Annotated in this window: 12 protein-coding genes; 9 read left to right on the top strand and 3 right to left on the bottom strand. The window is 66.6% G+C overall.

The features are described from left to right. Positions 1-10 precede the first annotated feature (10 nt). Positions 11-448 (bottom strand): CBS domain-containing protein, encoded by a 438-nt coding sequence (locus K320_RS0115160; RefSeq protein WP_024539671.1) that lies wholly within the window; start codon positions 446-448, stop codon positions 11-13. 252 nt (positions 449-700) lie between these two features. Between K320_RS0115160 and gstA the strand changes: the two genes are divergently transcribed. After that, the gene (gstA, locus tag K320_RS0115155; RefSeq protein WP_024539670.1) at positions 701-1,306 is read left to right on the top strand and encodes a glutathione transferase GstA; all 606 of its coding nucleotides are present in this window, start codon (positions 701-703) and stop codon (positions 1,304-1,306) included. A 12-nt stretch (positions 1,307-1,318) separates the two neighbouring features. On the opposite strand, the gene K320_RS0115150 is transcribed toward gstA, so the two are convergent. Next, positions 1,319-2,098 carry an IclR family transcriptional regulator gene (locus K320_RS0115150; protein WP_024539669.1) on the bottom strand — a complete coding sequence of 260 codons (780 nt, stop codon included), beginning with the start codon at positions 2,096-2,098 and terminating at the stop codon, positions 1,319-1,321. An 82-nt stretch (positions 2,099-2,180) separates the two neighbouring features. Here K320_RS0115150 and K320_RS0115145 point away from each other — a divergent pair, with 82 nt between their 5' ends. The 8 genes from K320_RS0115145 (at position 2,181) to K320_RS0115105 (ending at position 13,258) form a co-directional block, all read left to right on the top strand. Further along, entirely contained in the window at positions 2,181-3,023 is an 843-nt protein-coding gene (locus K320_RS0115145; protein WP_024539668.1) for an SDR family oxidoreductase, read from the top strand. Further along, positions 3,020-4,336: a flavin-containing monooxygenase gene (locus K320_RS0115140; RefSeq protein ID WP_029696222.1), complete on the top strand. Its 1,317-nt coding sequence runs from the start codon at positions 3,020-3,022 to the stop codon at positions 4,334-4,336. Before K320_RS0115145 ends, K320_RS0115140 begins: the two co-directional genes overlap by 4 nt. Before the next feature lie 18 nt (positions 4,337-4,354). Beyond that, positions 4,355-5,281, top strand: a complete 927-nt coding sequence (locus K320_RS0115135; RefSeq protein WP_024539666.1) for a bile acid:sodium symporter family protein — start codon at positions 4,355-4,357, stop codon at positions 5,279-5,281. Beyond that, on the top strand, positions 5,278-6,282 hold the full coding sequence (locus K320_RS0115130; protein ID WP_024539665.1) for an SDR family oxidoreductase: 1,005 nt from the start codon (positions 5,278-5,280) through the stop codon (positions 6,280-6,282). Before K320_RS0115135 ends, K320_RS0115130 begins: the two co-directional genes overlap by 4 nt. After that, a complete protein-coding gene (locus K320_RS0115125; protein WP_024539664.1) occupies positions 6,279-7,193 on the top strand; it encodes an EamA family transporter in 915 nt (304 codons plus the stop codon). Before K320_RS0115130 ends, K320_RS0115125 begins: the two co-directional genes overlap by 4 nt. Before the next feature lie 462 nt (positions 7,194-7,655). Further along, positions 7,656-8,816 (top strand): efflux RND transporter periplasmic adaptor subunit, encoded by a 1,161-nt coding sequence (locus K320_RS0115115; protein ID WP_156914020.1) that lies wholly within the window; start codon positions 7,656-7,658, stop codon positions 8,814-8,816. Positions 8,817-8,819: 3 nt separating this feature from the next. Further along, entirely contained in the window at positions 8,820-11,972 is a 3,153-nt protein-coding gene (locus K320_RS0115110) for an efflux RND transporter permease subunit (RefSeq protein ID WP_024539662.1), read from the top strand. Positions 11,973-12,046: 74 nt separating this feature from the next. After that, positions 12,047-13,258 carry a BaiN/RdsA family NAD(P)/FAD-dependent oxidoreductase gene (locus K320_RS0115105; RefSeq protein ID WP_029696219.1) on the top strand — a complete coding sequence of 404 codons (1,212 nt, stop codon included), beginning with the start codon at positions 12,047-12,049 and terminating at the stop codon, positions 13,256-13,258. A 74-nt stretch (positions 13,259-13,332) separates the two neighbouring features. On the opposite strand, the gene K320_RS0115100 is transcribed toward K320_RS0115105, so the two are convergent. Further along, positions 13,333-15,243: an FAD-dependent monooxygenase gene (locus K320_RS0115100; protein WP_024539661.1), complete on the bottom strand. Its 1,911-nt coding sequence runs from the start codon at positions 15,241-15,243 to the stop codon at positions 13,333-13,335. Positions 15,244-15,272: the final 29 nt, after the last annotated feature.

Here is a 15,272-nt window from a genome sequence, read left to right as displayed (position 1 = left end):
GCAGAACGGTTTACCAGCCGCCGGTGATGTACTGCTCCATCTGCGCTATCACGAACTGCTGCTGCGAGATCATCTGCTTCACCAGATCGCCGATGGATACCAGGCCGACAAGCCGCTCGCCATCGACCACCGGCAGATGGCGCAGGCGGTGCTCCGTCATGAGGGCCATGCACGCTTCGGTCGTCTGCTCCGGATGCACGAAACGCACCGCCCGCGTCATGATTTCGCTTACCGGCGTATCGCCCGAACTGCGTCCCACCAGCGCCACCTTGCGGGCATAGTCGCGCTCGGTGAAGATGCCGGCGATTTTTTCGCCATCAAGCACCATCAGCGCCCCAACCTCTTTGTCCGCCATCAGACGCAGCGCATGCAGCACCGAATCCGTCGGCGCAACGCGATACACCTCGGAGCCGCTCTTGGAGCGGAGAATTTCTGCAACCGTCGCCATGGCAAACCTCTCTTTCGGGCAATGTGAGGCACAACACCGGTGCCATATGAGCACATGCGATGGTAGCTCGCAATCAGGCTTTGCCCCAATCCGCCATTCCGGCGCAAATCCGCAACACGCATGCCATCGCGTCAAGCGCGCTGCGCCATCGACAGCAAGCCCGGCGGCAGCTCGAAAATCCGCTTTCTGCTAGGCTGCCCCACCGCAGTCCATGCGTCGCATGAGCCACTGTTCATTTGCAAGGAAATCCCCATGAAACTCTATTACTCGGCTGGTGCCTGCTCGCTCGCGCCCCACATCGTTCTGGAAGAAAGCGGCCTGCCGTACGAAGCCGTTTCCGCACCAACCAAGACCAAGGAGCTGCCTGACGGCTCGGATTACCGCAAGGTGAATCCGCTGGGCTATGTGCCGTATCTGGCACTGGACGATGGCAGCGGCATCCGCGAATGCGCAGTCATCGTGCAATACGTCGCCGATCAGGTTCCTGAAAAACACCTGGCGCCCGCCAATGGCACGCGCACCCGGTATGCGCTGATGAGCTGGCTGAATTTCATCGCCACCGAGGTGCACAAGAGCTTTGCGCCGCTCTTCCAGCCTGGCATGCCCGACGCGGCGAAAGCGTTGATGAAGGAAAAAATTGGCGCCCGGCTGAAGTGGGTGGATGGCGAACTGGCAGGCAAGAACTACCTCATGGGCGCAGATTTTTCCGTGGCTGACGCCTACCTATTCACGGTCACCAACTGGGCCAAACCGATGAACATCGACCTCTTGCCCTATCCCAACGTGGTGGCCTGGCGCGAGCGCATGGCTACCCGCCCGGCGGTGCAGCGCGCGATGAAGGCCGAAGGACTGATCTGAGAGTCGGGTGACTCAGCCCCAGGTCCGCGCCAGCGCCGCCGCGGCCTGGCGCAAATGGGGCAAGTGCTGCAGCGCCTGTGCCAGCGTCATGCGCGCCACAGGCGCCTGCAGCGCCACCGCGCAGCGCACTGCCTTCTGCGCGGAAATCCGCACCGGCACCGCCACGCACACCAGGCCCTGCACGAATTCCTCCGCATCGACGGCGTAATCCTGGCGCGCGATACAGGCCAGTTCTGCATCCAGTGCCTTGCGCTGCGTCAGGGTGGTGGAGGTATATCCCGTCAGTGGCAAGGCTTGCAACAGGTCCTCGCGCTTGTTGGGCGCGAGCGATGCAAGAAACAGCTTGCCGCTGGCCGAGCAGTGCAGCGGCACGCGCGTGCCGGCGCGCAATTCCATCTGCAGCGGAAAGGCCGATTCCACCCGGTCCAGATAGTGCACCTGCGCGCCCGAGAGCGCGGTGAGGTTGCAGCTCTCGCCCACCTGCGCCACCAGCTGGCGCAGCACCGCATGGCGCACACCCTGCGGGATACTGGCGGCCTGCACGGCGTCGGCCAGACGCAGCAGGCGCGGCGCCAGCGTGAAACGGTGGCTGTCCGGCTCGCGGCGCAGCAGCTCGGCGGCCTCCAATTGCTGCAGCAGGCGGTGCACCGAAGGCTTGGGCCAGGCGAGCAGCGCCACCAGCTCGGCGGTGTTCAAGGGGCGTGCTTCGCGCGCCATCGCCTCCAACAGTTCAAACTGGCGCAATGTGGGCTTGCTGGCGGCAGATTCATCGACATTTTTAATAAATCTCATTTTTTGAGACGTTTTAATATAAATTTAAGAGACAAATTTTATTACCCTCTACAGTAGAAGGCAATCCATACCCTTCTCTGCCATGCCAGCCCACTTCCACAACGTCGTCCTCACCGGTGCCTGCGGCGGCCTGGGTCAGGCGCTGGCACGCCAGCTGTTGGATCAAGGTGCCAAGGTGGCGCTGGTGGGTTTGCAGCAGCCGGTGCTGCAGCAGCTCGCGGCGATCGCGCCCGAGCGCAGCACCCTCTACACGCCTGACGTGAGCGACGCTAGCGCCATACAGGCGATGGCCGCCGACTGGATGGCGCGCCACGGCCTGCCCGACCTGGTGATTGCCAATGCTGGCGTCGCCGGCGGTTTTGACACGGCGCAGGCCGAAGACCTGGCCGTGCTGCGCCGCATGCTGGAGATCAACCTGCTGGGCGTGGCCACCACCTTCCAGCCGTTTCTCCACGCCGCAGGCGGGCAGCCAACGCAGCCGCTGGCGCTGGTCGGCGTCGCCAGCATCGCGGGCTGGCGCGGCCTGCCGGGCAACGGCGCCTACTGCGCCAGCAAGGCCGGGCTGATCGCCTACCTGCAAAGCCTGCGCGCCGAACTGCGCGGCACGGTGGCCAGCGTGCACACCGTGAGCCCCGGCTACCTGCGCACCCAGCTCACCGCAGGCAACCGCTTTGCCATGCCGGGGCTGCTGGAGCCCGACGTGGCCGCACGCCGGCTGCTGGCAGGCGTGGCCGCCGGGCGCGAACACATCGTGCTGCCACGGCGCACCGGCTGGCTCGCGACCGCGCTGACCTGCCTGCCCGCGCGCTGGCACGACGCCCTCCTGCTGCGCCAGCCGCGCAAGCCGCGCGCCCATGAAGCGGGTGCCACCCCCATTCCGGGCCTGGGCGAGTCTTCTTCTTCTTCTGAAAAATCGAACCCATGAGCACCATCGCCACCCAGGACATGATCGCGCTGATCGGCGCCGGCCCCTCGGGCCTGGCGGGCGCCCGCGCGCTGCAAAAGGCCGGCGTGCCGTTCCAGGGCTTTGAGGCCTGGAACGACGTGGGCGGCCTGTGGAACATAGAAAACCCGCGCTCGACAGTGTACGAATCCGCCCACCTGATCTCCAGCAAGACGACGACGGAGTTCACCGAGTTTCCGATGCCGGCGGGCACCTCCGACTACCCCGGCCACGCCGAGCTGCTGCAGTACTTTCGTGCGTATGCCGCGCATTTCGGGCTGACCAAGCATTTCCGCTTCGGCACCCGCGTGCTGCAGGTGGAGCCCGTCAGCGACACGCCCGACACGCTGTGGCGCGTGACGGTGCAAAGCGCGGGCGGCACGCCGGAAACCGCCGAATACAAGGGCGTGGTGATCGCCAACGGCACGCTGGCCGAGCCCAACATGCCGACCTTTGAAGGCCACTTCGACGGCGAGCTGCTGCACACCAGCGCCTACAAATCGCCACGCCAGTTCACCGGCAAGCGCGTGCTCATCGTCGGCGCCGGCAACTCGGGCTGCGACATCGCGGTGGACGCGGTGCACTACGCCAAAAGCATCGATATGTCGGTGCGCCGCGGCTACTACTTCGTCCCCAAGTATGTGTTCGGCATTCCGGCCGACACCGTGGGCGGCAAGCTGCGCCTGCCGCCCTGGCTCAAGCAGAAGATAGACAGCACCATCCTGAAGTGGTTTACCGGCGACCCGGTGCGCTTTGGCTTCCCCCAACCCGCGTACAAGATGTACGAATCGCACCCGGTGGTGAACTCGCTCATCCTCTACCACCTGGGCCATGGCGACGCACGCATCCGCGCCGACATCGCACGCATCGACGGCCACACCGTGCACTTCAAGGACGGCACGCAGGGCGAGTACGACATGGTGCTGGCGGCCACCGGCTACCAGCTGCACTACCCCTTCATAGCCGACCAGCTTTTGAACTGGCAGGGTATGGCGCCGCAGCTCTACCTGAACATTTTTGCGCCGCGTTTCTCGCGCCTGGCGGTGCTGGGCATGGTGGAGGCCAGCGGCCTGGGCTGGCAGGGGCGCTATGAGCAGGCTGAGCTGGTGGCGCGTTACTTCAAGGCGCTGCAGGACGGCACGGCGGCCGCGCAGGCGCTGACGCAGGCCAAGGCCGGGCCGCCGCCCGATCTCTCCGGCAGCTACCACTACCTGAAGCTGGCGCGCATGGCCTATTACGTCAACAAAGACGTGTACCGCGACGCGGTGCGCAAGGCCGCGCAGGCATTGGCCTGATTCCACAGGAGGCACTCCATGCTGCCCATCGACGAGATCCGGCTGAACTTCAACCCCGCTTCGCTCGTGCTGCTCAACTGGGTGCTGGGCTTTCTGATGTTCGGCATCGCGCTGGATACGCGGGTGGAGGATTTCCGCCGCGTGCTGTCCATGCGGCTGGCGTTTGGCGTCGGCATCGCGGCACAGTTCATCGTGCTGCCGGCGATCACCTTCGTGCTCTCGCTGCTGCTCAAGGTGCAGCCCAGCATCGCGCTGGGAATGATCCTCGTGGCCTGCTGCCCGCCGGGCAACGTGAGCAACATCCTGACGCACCAGGCCAAGGGCAATGTGGCGCTGAGCGTATCGATGACCGCCGTCTCCAACGCCCTGTCCATCGTGCTGATGCCGCTGAACTTCGCCTTCTGGGCGCATTTGCACCCCACGGCGGCACCGCTGTTTCAGCGCATCGCGCTCAGCCCCTGGGAAATGATGGGCCACATCATCGCCATCATCGGCCTGCCGTTTGTGCTCGGCATCTTCATCGCCCACCGCTGGCCGGCGCTCACCCGGCGCGTCAAGCGCCCGGTGGGCATCGTCAGCTTTCTCGCGCTGATCGGCTTCATCGTCGGCGCGATTGCCGGCAACTGGCGTTTCTTCCTCGACTACACCGGCGTCGTGCTGCTCGCCGTGGCGCTGCACGACGCGCTGGCGCTGGCCACCGGCTACGGCTGCGCGCGGCTGTTTCGCGTGCCAGACTACGACCGGCGCGCGATCACCTTCGAGGTCGGCATCCGCAACGCCGGCCTGGGCCTGGTGCTGATCTTCAGCTTCTTCGGCGGCCTGGGCGGCATGGCGGTGGTCGCCGGCGTCTGGGGCTTCTGGGACATCATCGCCGGCCTGGCGCTGGCCCGCCTGTGGGCACGCCGGCCGGCAGCCGCCACCGGCAACGTGAAAGCCATTGCATGAACCTCCTTGCTCCTGCCGCGCGCCGCGTGCTCGTCACCGGCGCCGACGGCTTTGTCGGACGCAGCGTGATCGCCGCATTGGCGCAGCAACAATCCGAAGGCCGCATCGAGGCGGTGCTGGCCTGCGACGTGCGCGCCGTACCGCAAGAGCGCCAATTGCCCGGCGTGCACTACGCGCTGCTCGACGTGCGTGCGCCCGATCTGACGGTGCAGTTCCAGCAGCTGCGCCCCGACACCGTGGTGCACCTGGCCTCCATCGTCACGCCCGGCAAGGGCATGACGCGCGCCTTCGAGTATTCGGTGGATGTGGAGGGCTCGCGCAACGTGCTCGCCGCCTGCATCGCCAGCGGCGTGCGCCACATCGTCGTGTCCTCCAGCGGCGCGGCCTACGGCTACCACGCCGACAACGCGCCCTGGCTGACCGAGGACATGCCCCTGCGCGGCAACCCGGTCTTCGCCTATTCCGACCACAAACGGCTGGTGGAGGAAATGCTGGCCGCGCACCGCCAAAGCCATCCGCAATTGCTGCAGACGGTGCTGCGCATAGGCACCATCCTCGGCGAGCGGGTGGACAACCAGATCACCGCGCTGTTTGAAAAACCCCGGCTGATTGCCATCCGTGGCAGCGACAGCCCCTTCGTCTTCATCTGGGACGAGGACGTGACCGGCGCCATGCTGCACGCCCTCTCGGGCCGCGCAGAGCCCGGCTGCTACAACCTGGCGGGCGATGGGGCCCTCACCCTCCACGAGATTGCGGCCCGCCTGGGCAAGCGCACCACCAACTTTCCGGCGGGCCTGCTCAAGGCGCTGCTTGCCATAGGCTCCAGGCTGGGCATCAGCCGCTATGGGCCGGAGCAGCTGGACTTTCTGCGCTACCGCCCGGTGCTGCTCAACACGGCGCTCAAAGAGCGCTTTGGCTACACGCCAAAGTACACCAGCAGCCAGGCACTGGACGCCTTCATCGCCGCGCGCGCCGCGCAGGGCCGCCCGGTCACCGCATGAGCGCACGCCTGCATTTTTCGCGTGCGGATTGGGCACGCGCCATCGCCGTCGTCGTCATCTGGGGACTGAACTTCGTGGTGATGAAGCTGGGCCTGAAAGACCTCAGCCCCATGCTGCTGGGCGCGCTGCGCTTTTCGGCGGCATCGCTGCCCTTCCTGCTCTTCGTGCGCCCGCCGCGCGGCCTGCCCTGGCGCTTCACGCTGGGCTACGGCCTGGCGCAGGGCGTGGGGCAATTCGGCCTGCTGTTCCTGGGCCTGCGCCTGGGGATGACGGCGAGCATGGCCTCGGTGGTGATGCAGATCCAGGTGTTCTTCACGCTGGCAGCCGCGCCCTGGCTCAAGGAGCGCGTGCGCCCTGCGCAGTGGCTGGGCCTGGCGGTGGCCATGGCCGGGCTGCTGCTCATCGCCACCTCGCACGGCGAGGGACCAGGGCAGATGACGCTGATTGGCTTCATCCTGACCACCGGCGCATCGGCCATGTGGGCCGCTTCCAACGTGATAGCTAGACGCGCAAGCCAGTCCTACGTTTACGAGCCTTTTCCCTTCATAGTCTGGAGTGGCGGCGTGGCCATAGCTCCTTTTTTTGCACTGGCCATCTGGCTCGACGGCACCGCCACCGTGGCGGACCAGCTGCGCGCGCTGAACCTGGCGAGCCTGGGTGCCGTGCTCTACCTCGCACTGCTCGCCACCCTGCTTGCCTACAGCCTCTGGACACGTTTGCTGCAGCGCCACCCCGCGGGCGAAGTGGCGCCCTTCGCGTTGATGGTGCCCGTGGTCGGCCTGTGGGCGGGCGTGGTGCTGCTGGGTGAGCAGCCCAGCGCGGTGCAATGGCTGGGCACGGCCGTGGTGCTGGCGGGGCTGGTGGTGAACCAGTGGCGCCCAATTGGGCGGCCTGCGGCCAGCGTGCGATAGAGCCCACACACGGCAAGTTTGCCGCTGCCAAGCTGCCCGGCTGCAAAGGCAACAATGCATCTCATCGCAAGATGCAGCAGGCGCCGAGGGAATGCGCGGCCTCTTGATGGGGCTGCGCTGCATTTTTTGGCGAGGCCAGCAGCACGCCGGCACCGAACGCCCGGGTGCGGCTGCATCGTGAGCGAGTGCATCGCTCCTGCAGCGCCTGCCCGCGCCTGCGCACCTATTGCCACGCCAATGCCAGGCGGTGGCCTGTCCCGCCCAGCGGGTAAAGAAGCGTGAAGCCATCCCCTTTTTAGATACAGGCGCGGCTCGAATGTGCGACATTCGCATCTTCCGCCGCCACCATGGGCGCGCGAACTCACTCCATCCAACGAACCACTCATGATTCCCGCGCCGCGCCGCTTCTTCGCTTTCGACCCTGGAACATCCGCCACCTTTTTCACACAACGCTTGCCGGCCATGGTCTGCGTGTCCATCGCGCTGGGGCTTGGGCTGGCGCTTGCAGGCTGTGGCGAGAAGAAAGCCGCCCCCGCCGGTCCTGCCGGCCCCGCCGAAGTGGGCGTGATGACGCTGCAGGCACAGCCGCACACCTTCACCACCGAGCTGCCCGGGCGCACCAGTGCGTATCTCAGCGCCGAGGTGCGCCCGCAGGTGGGCGGCATCCTGCAAAAGCGCTTGTTCACCGAAGGCGCGATGGTCAAGGCCGGGCAGGTGCTCTACCAGATCGACGCGGCCAGCTTTGAAGTGCAGCTGGCCACGGCAAAGGCGCAGCTGGCCAAGGCGCAGACCAACCAGAAGGCGGCACAGACCAATGCCGCGCGCAATGCCGAGCTGATCTCATCGCGCGCCATCAGCCAGCAGCAGTACGACGACAGCCAGACGGCGCTCGCGCAATCGCAATCGGACATCGCCGCCGCCAAGGCCGCCGTGCAGGCAGCCGAACTCAACCTAGGCTACGCCCGTATCAAGGCGCCGATTTCCGGGCGCACGAGTGCATCGACCGTGACCCCCGGCGCGCTGCTCACCGCCAACCAGGCGCAGGCGCTCACCACCATCACGCAATCCGATCCGCTCTACGTGGACATCACGCAGTCCACCACCGAGGTGCTGCGCCTGAAGAGGCAGCTGGCGGACGGCCAGCTCACGCAGGACGAGAAAGGCGCCGCGCGCATCACGCTGGTGCTGGACGACGGCAGCCGCTACACCCACCCCGGCACGCTGCAGTTCAGCGGCGTGCAGGTGAACCCCGCCACCGGCGCCATCACGCTGCGCGCCACCGTGCCCAACCCCGAGGGCCTCTTGATGCCCGGCATGTACGTGCGCGCCAGGCTGCAGGAAGGCGTGAACGAGAACGCGCTGCTGGTGCCGCAGCAGGCGGTGACGCGCGACCCGGCCGGCGTGGCGCGCGTGCTGGTGGTGAAGGACGACGACACGCTGGAGAGCCGGCGCATCACCACCGGCGCGGCCGTGGGCAACCGCTGGGAGGCGCTTGCCGGCCTGAATGCCGGTGAACGCATCCTGGTTGACGGCTCGCTGCGCGCCAAGGCGGGCGACAAGGTCAAGCCCGTGCAGGTAGAGCCCCCGGCGCAGGAGAGCACCACCGGCAGCGAGAAGGGCTGAGCCATGGCGCAGTTCTTCATCAACCGCCCGGTCTTCGCCTGGGTGATCGCCATCATGATCATGCTGGCGGGGGCGTTTTCGATTTTCACGCTGCCGCTGGAGATGTACCCCGAGATCGCGCCGCCGCGCGTGACCATCAACACCACCTACACCGGCGCCTCGGCAGAGACGGTGGAAAACTCGGTCACGCAGGTGATAGAGCAGCAATTGAAGGGCCTGGACAACCTGCTGTACATGCAGTCCACCAGCGACTCGGCCGGGCGCTCGCGCACCACGCTCACCTTCGCGCCCGGCGCCAACATCGACGTGGCGCAGGTGCAGGCGCAAAACAAGATGCAGGGCGCGATGAACCGCCTGCCCGACCAGGTCAAGAGCCGCGGCGTGTTCATCAACAAGGGCGGGCAGGATTTTCTCGTCACCTACGTATTCACCTCGCCCGACCCGAATGTGTCGCAGGTGACGATTGGCGACTACCTGAGCAGCAACGTGGTGGACGTGCTCGCGCGCATCGACGGCGTGGGCGACATCTTCGTCTTCGGCACGCCGTATGCGATGCGCATCTGGATGAACCCGGCGCTGATGGAAAAGTACGCGCTGATGCCGTCCGACCTGGTGAATGCCCTGAACGCGCAGAACGCGCAGGTCTCGGCCGGACAGCTGGGCGCGCTGCCCGCGGTGAAGGACCAGATGCTCAACGCCACGATCACCGCGCGCACCAAGCTCACCAGCGTGCAGGAGTTCAAGGACATCGTGCTCAAGGCGCTGCCCGATGGCTCGCTCGTCACCATGGCCGACATCGGGCGCGTGGAACTCGCCCCCGACCTCTACACCGTGCGCTCCACGCTGGGCGACAAGCCGGGCGCGGGCCTGGGCATCATCCTGGCCGATGGCGCGAATGCCACCAAGGTGGCCGACGACGTGGCGAAAAAGCTGGCGCAGCTGTCGCCCTACTTCCCCGATGGCATCACCGGTTTCGTCAGCTCCGACTCCACGCCTTTCGTGCGCGCCTCGATCAAGGAAGTGCTCAAGACGCTGGCGGAAGCCATGGTGCTGGTGGCCCTCGTCATGTTCGTCTTCCTGCAGAACTGGCGCGCCACCTTCATCCCCATGATCTCGGTGCCGGTGGTGCTGCTGGGCACGCTGGGCGTGCTCAACGCCATGGGCTATTCGATCAACATGCTGACGATGTTTGCCATGGTGCTGGCCATCGGCCTGCTGGTGGACGATGCCATCGTGGTGATCGAGAACGTCGAACGGGTGATGAACGAGCAGGGCCTGTCGCCCAGGGAGGCGACGCGCGAATCCATGCGCGAGATCACCCCGGCGCTGATCGGCATCGGCCTCACGCTGTCGGCGGTGTTCGTGCCGATGGCCTTCTTCCCCGGATCGGTCGGCGTGATCTACCGGCAGTTTTCCATCACCATCGTCGCGGCGATGGCGCTCTCGGTCTTCATCGCCCTCACGCTCACGCCCGCGCTGTGCGCCAGCCTGCTCAAGCCCACGGCCCACGCGCAGCCAGGGCATGCGCCGCGGCGGGGCCCGCGGGGGCTGGCCGACCGGTTCTTCCAGTGGTTCAACCGGCACTTCGACAGCAGCGCCAACCGCTACCAGAGCAGTGTGGGCCGGCTGCTGCAGCGCTCGCTGCGCATGATGGTGCTGTTCGCCGTGGTACTGGCGGCCGTGGCCTGGATGTTCCACCGCCTGCCCACGTCCTTCCTGCCCAACGAGGACCAGGGCTTCATCCGCGTGAACGTCACCCTGCCCTCGGGCGCCACCGACGCCCGGCTGCAGGACGTGATGGAAGACATCCGCCTGTACTTCAAGGACATGCCGGAGATCCGCAGCACCAGCGCGATCTACGGCTTCAACGGCAACCAGAATTCAGGCAGCATGTTCGTGCGCCTCACGAGCTGGGACCAGCGCCCGCTGCCCGAGCAGTCGGCCGAGGTGATTGCACGCAAGGCCAACGAGGCGCTGCGCAGCATCCGCGACGCGCGCATCTTCGCCGTGCTGCCGCCGCCGGTGCGCGGGCTGGGCTCCAGCGCCGGCATCAACTTCATCCTGAAAGACCTGAACGGCCTGGGCCATGAGGCCTTGATGAAGGCCAAGGACGGCATGCTCGCCGCCGCGCAGCAGGAGCCGGCGCTGGCCAGCATGCGCACCACGGGTTTTGACGACACCTCCGAGCTGCAGATCGAGGTGGACGACCGCAAGGCCGCGGCCTTCGGGATTGCCACGGCCGACATCAACAGCACGCTTTCCAGCGCACTGGGCGGCACCTACGTGAACGATTTCATCAACCAGGGGCGCGTCAAGCGCGTGTACATCCAGGGCGACGCGCCCGACCGCATGCTGCCGCAGGACATCGCCAAATGGTCGGTGCGCAACAAGAACGGCGAGATGGTGCGCTTCGGCAGCTTCTCCAGCACGCGCTGGAGCAGCGGCTCGCCGCAACTGATGCGCTACAACGGCAGCCCGGCGATGGAGATGGAGGCCAACACCGCTCCGGGCGCAAGCTCGGGCGACGCAATGGCGGCCGTGGAACGCATCATGGCCACCATGCCGCCGGGCATCGGCATCGAATGGACCGGCGCCTCGCTGCAGGAGCGCCAGTCGGGCTCGCAGGCGCCGCTGCTCTACGCCGTCTCCATCCTCTTCGTGTTCCTGTGCCTCGCCGCGCTGTATGAAAGCTGGAGCGTGCCCGCCTCGGTGATGCTGGCCGTGCCGCTGGGCGTGATCGGCGCGCTGCTGGCCACCTACGGGCGCGGTCTGGCCAACGATGTGTACTTTCAGGTGGGGCTGCTCACCACGGTGGGACTGGCGTCCAAGAACGCCATCCTGATCGTGGAATTCGCCATGCAGCTGCAGGAGCGCGGCCAGGGCCTGGTCGAAGCCACGGTGCACGCGGTGCGCCTGCGCCTGCGGCCCATATTGATGACCTCGCTGGCCTTCGGCTTCGGCGTGCTGCCGCTGGCCGTGGGCACGGGCGCGGGCGCCGCGGGGCGCAACGCCATCGGCACGGCGGTGCTGGGCGGCATGGTGTTTTCCACGCTGCTGGGCATCTTCTTCGTGCCGGTATTTTTCCTGGTGGTGCGCAAGCTGTTCACGCGCGGGCGCGTGCCCGAAGCGGCCGATGGGACCACACCGGCGCATTGATTCACTATTTTGATAGCTTCTACCGCTTGTGCAGAAAGCGCTAGGGCCGATTTTCATCCATATTTTTCGCATCCATGGCCGCCCCGCACTTTGACGCCGTGATCCTGGGCGCCGGTGCCGCCGGGCTGCTGTGCGCGGCGCTGGCGGGCCAGCGCGGGCGCAAGGTGCTGTTGATAGACCACGCACCCAAGGTGGCGGAAAAAATCCGCATCTCCGGCGGCGGGCGCTGCAACTTCACCAACCGCCTGCTGGACCCGCGCGCGCCGCAGCAGCATTACCTGGGCGCCAACCCACAGTTCTGCCGCTCCGCCCTCTCGCGCTACACGCCGCAGGATTTCATCGCGCTGGTGGCGCGCCACGGCATCGCCTTCCACGAAAAGCACAAGGGCCAGCTGTTTTGCGACGACAGCAGCGAGCAGATCATCGCCATGCTGCTGGCGGAATGCGCCGATGGCAAGGTCACGCACTGGCAGCCCTGCGGCGTGCAGCAGATAGCGGCCACCGGCAGCGGCGGCTACGGCATCGCCACCAGCCGGGGGGCGGTGACCGCGCAGCGCCTCATCGTCGCCACGGGCGGGCTGTCCATCCCGAAGATCGGCGCCAGCGACTTCGGCTACCGCATCGCACGCCAGTTCGGCATTGCACTGGTGGCGCAGCGCCCCGGCCTCGTGCCACTGACCTTCGACGCCGAAGCATGGAAGCCCTACGCCGCGCTGGCGGGGTTGTCGCTGCCGGTCCGCATCCAGGCGGGCAGCGGCAAACAGCGCGGCCGTTTCGACGAAGACCTGCTGTTCACCCACCGCGGGCTGTCGGGCCCGGCCATCCTGCAGATCTCCAGCTACTGGCCGCCGGGCACGGCGCTGGCCATCGACCTTGCGCCCGAAACCGATCTGCGCGCCGCGCTGCAAGAGGCCAAGGGGCAATCCAGAAAGCAGATCGCCAACCTGCTCGCACAGTGGCTGCCTGCGCGCCTGGCCGACGCCTGGGTGCAGCAGCGCGCCGAATGGCAGCGCCCGGTCAACGAGGCCAGCGACAAGGCGCTCGCCCAGCTCGCCGACCGGCTCTCGGATTGGCAGCTCACCCCCAGCGGCACCGAGGGCTACAAAAAGGCCGAGGTGACGCTGGGCGGCATAGACACCCGCGCGCTCTCGCAGCAGACGATGGAGGCCACGGCGCAGCCGGGCCTGCACTTCATTGGCGAGGTGGTGGACGTCACCGGCTGGCTTGGCGGCTACAACTTCCAGTGGGCCTGGGCCAGCGCCTACGCCTGCGCACAGGCGCTTTAACCAGACCGATAGCTATCAATAGAAGAGCTGCCAGCGCTTGTGTGGCAAGCGCAAGAGCCTATTTCTATCTAAATCTACCGCAGAATGCCGGCGAAATAGGCCGCCAGTTCGCCATGGCCCTCCAGCGGCAGCACATGGCCGACGTACTGGTCCGGGCGCACCACCACCATGCAGCCGCGCTCGCGGTCGATGCCGCGCATGGTGAAGATGTCGCCCGCGCCTTTGTGATCGACGCAGAAGATTTTTTCATGGTCCTGCAAACCCAGCCTGCCGGTGCGCGGCCTGAACAGCGAAGGCATCTGCCCATAGGCCAGCTGGTCAAAGGTCTGCTGGAACACGGCACGGACGTCGATCACCGCGTCGACGTCCTCGCCCGCGCGCGTGTGGCGCACCACCGGCGATTTCGGGTCCTGTTCCAGCCAATCGGCCAGCTGGCGCATCGCCGAACCCGGACCTGCGCCGTCACCCTTGCCGGCAAAGGCGTAGATGCGCCAGCGGCCATCGGCCTGGGCCGCGTGGCCCAGCTGCATCTGCTTGGCATCCGCCAGGCGCACCACCGGCGCCGAGTGAAAGCGCCGGCCGATGGCCTCGCCGCTGGCCAGCGCCTGGTGCGTGGGCGCGGCAAACAAGTACGAGGGGTCGTACTTCACCGCCGTGCCGCCGGTGAATTCGAGGTTGGCCTTGAACTGGCGGATGATGCGCGGCTCCTCGGTGCCGTCGCGCTCGGCCTGGGTGGTCGGCGCGGACATGGTGCGCGACCATGCATGGTCGGTATCGATCAGCCGCTTGGCCTCGGCAAAACGTTCCTTCGAGTAGCTGCGCAGCAGGCTGGCGGGCGCGCGCCCCTGCAGCACATGGGCCAGCTTCCAGCCAAGGTTGAAGGTGTCCTGCATGGAGACGTTCATGCCCTGCCCGGCCTTGGGCGAATGCGTGTGGCAGGCATCGCCGGCGGTGAACACGCGCGGGTTGCGGTCGCTGCCCGCGGGCACGTCATCGAACCTGTCGGTGATGCTGTGCCCGATCTCGTAAATCGACCACCAGACCACCTCCTTCACGTCCAGCGCATAGGGGCGCAGGATGCGGTTGGCCGCCGCGATCATGTCATCCTGATTGAGCTTGCGGCTCGCCGCCTTCTCGTCCGGCCGGAGCTTGTCCAGCTCCACATACATGCGGAAGATGTAGCCGCCCTCGCGCGGCAGGATCAGCACATTGCCTTCACTGGCCGACGAGACCAGGCACTTCTGGCGCACATCGGGGAAATCGGTGTTGGCCAGGATGTCCATCACGCCCCAGGCCTGGTGCGCCGCGTCGCCATGCAGCGCGCCGCCGATCGCCTTGCGCACCGCCGAATGCGCGCCGTCGCAGCCCACCACGTAATTGGCACGCACCGTTTTCGTCGCCCACCAGTGGATGCCGCTGGCGTCCTTGAGCGTCACCGTCACCGGGTGGTCGTCGGTCGTCTCGTCGATGGCCACGCCCACCACTTCCCAGCCATAGTCGGGCTCCAGGCGCGACGAGGAATTGCGCATGACCTCAAGAAAGAGTTCATGCAGCCGCGCCTGGTTGATCAGGATGTGCGGCATCTCCGAGCTGTCGTCGGCCACGTCCTGCACCCGGCCGACGCGGTGGATGTGCTCGGGCCGCCGCGGGTCGGGCATCCAGAACGCGGTCTGGTTGACCCAATAGGTCTCGCGCTTGACCTTGTCGGCAAAACCGAAGGCCTGGAACATCTCCATCGTGCGCGTGTTGATGCCGTCGGCCTTGCCCTTGATGATGTTGGCGGGCATGCGCTCGACGACCAGCGTATCGATCTCCGGGAACTGCGCCAGCTGCGCCGCCAGGCACAGACCCGCCGGCCCCGTGCCGGCGATCAGCACATCGACCTTTTCCGGCAAAGGCTCGTTCGCCCCGCGGCTGCGGCGGTTGGGCGCGGCCTGCTTGACATCGGGGTTGCCACCCCGAAAGCCGTCCTTGTAATACTGCATGCGGAAATCTCCTGGTGGTGAAGGTGAAC

This window comes from Comamonas badia DSM 17552 (assembly GCF_000484635.1).
Classification (GTDB): domain Bacteria; phylum Pseudomonadota; class Gammaproteobacteria; order Burkholderiales; family Burkholderiaceae_C; genus Comamonas_C; species Comamonas_C badia.
This window is presented reverse-complemented; position numbering and strand designations above follow the sequence as displayed.

Excerpts from the sequence above, each read along its gene's own strand:
- K320_RS0115160 (WP_024539671.1), bottom strand. The coding sequence starts at position 448 with ATGGCGACGGTTGCAGAAATTCTCCGCTCCAAGAGCGGCTCCGAGGTG.
- gstA (WP_024539670.1), top strand. The coding sequence starts at position 701 with ATGAAACTCTATTACTCGGCTGGTGCCTGCTCGCTCGCGCCCCACATC.
- K320_RS0115150 (WP_024539669.1), bottom strand. The coding sequence starts at position 2,098 with ATGAGATTTATTAAAAATGTCGATGAATCTGCCGCCAGCAAGCCCACA.
- K320_RS0115145 (WP_024539668.1), top strand. The coding sequence starts at position 2,181 with ATGCCAGCCCACTTCCACAACGTCGTCCTCACCGGTGCCTGCGGCGGC.
- K320_RS0115140 (WP_029696222.1), top strand. The coding sequence starts at position 3,020 with ATGAGCACCATCGCCACCCAGGACATGATCGCGCTGATCGGCGCCGGC.
- K320_RS0115135 (WP_024539666.1), top strand. The coding sequence starts at position 4,355 with ATGCTGCCCATCGACGAGATCCGGCTGAACTTCAACCCCGCTTCGCTC.
- K320_RS0115130 (WP_024539665.1), top strand. The coding sequence starts at position 5,278 with ATGAACCTCCTTGCTCCTGCCGCGCGCCGCGTGCTCGTCACCGGCGCC.
- K320_RS0115125 (WP_024539664.1), top strand. The coding sequence starts at position 6,279 with ATGAGCGCACGCCTGCATTTTTCGCGTGCGGATTGGGCACGCGCCATC.
- K320_RS0115115 (WP_156914020.1), top strand. The coding sequence starts at position 7,656 with ATGGTCTGCGTGTCCATCGCGCTGGGGCTTGGGCTGGCGCTTGCAGGC.
- K320_RS0115110 (WP_024539662.1), top strand. The coding sequence starts at position 8,820 with ATGGCGCAGTTCTTCATCAACCGCCCGGTCTTCGCCTGGGTGATCGCC.
- K320_RS0115105 (WP_029696219.1), top strand. The coding sequence starts at position 12,047 with ATGGCCGCCCCGCACTTTGACGCCGTGATCCTGGGCGCCGGTGCCGCC.
- K320_RS0115100 (WP_024539661.1), bottom strand. The coding sequence starts at position 15,243 with ATGCAGTATTACAAGGACGGCTTTCGGGGTGGCAACCCCGATGTCAAG.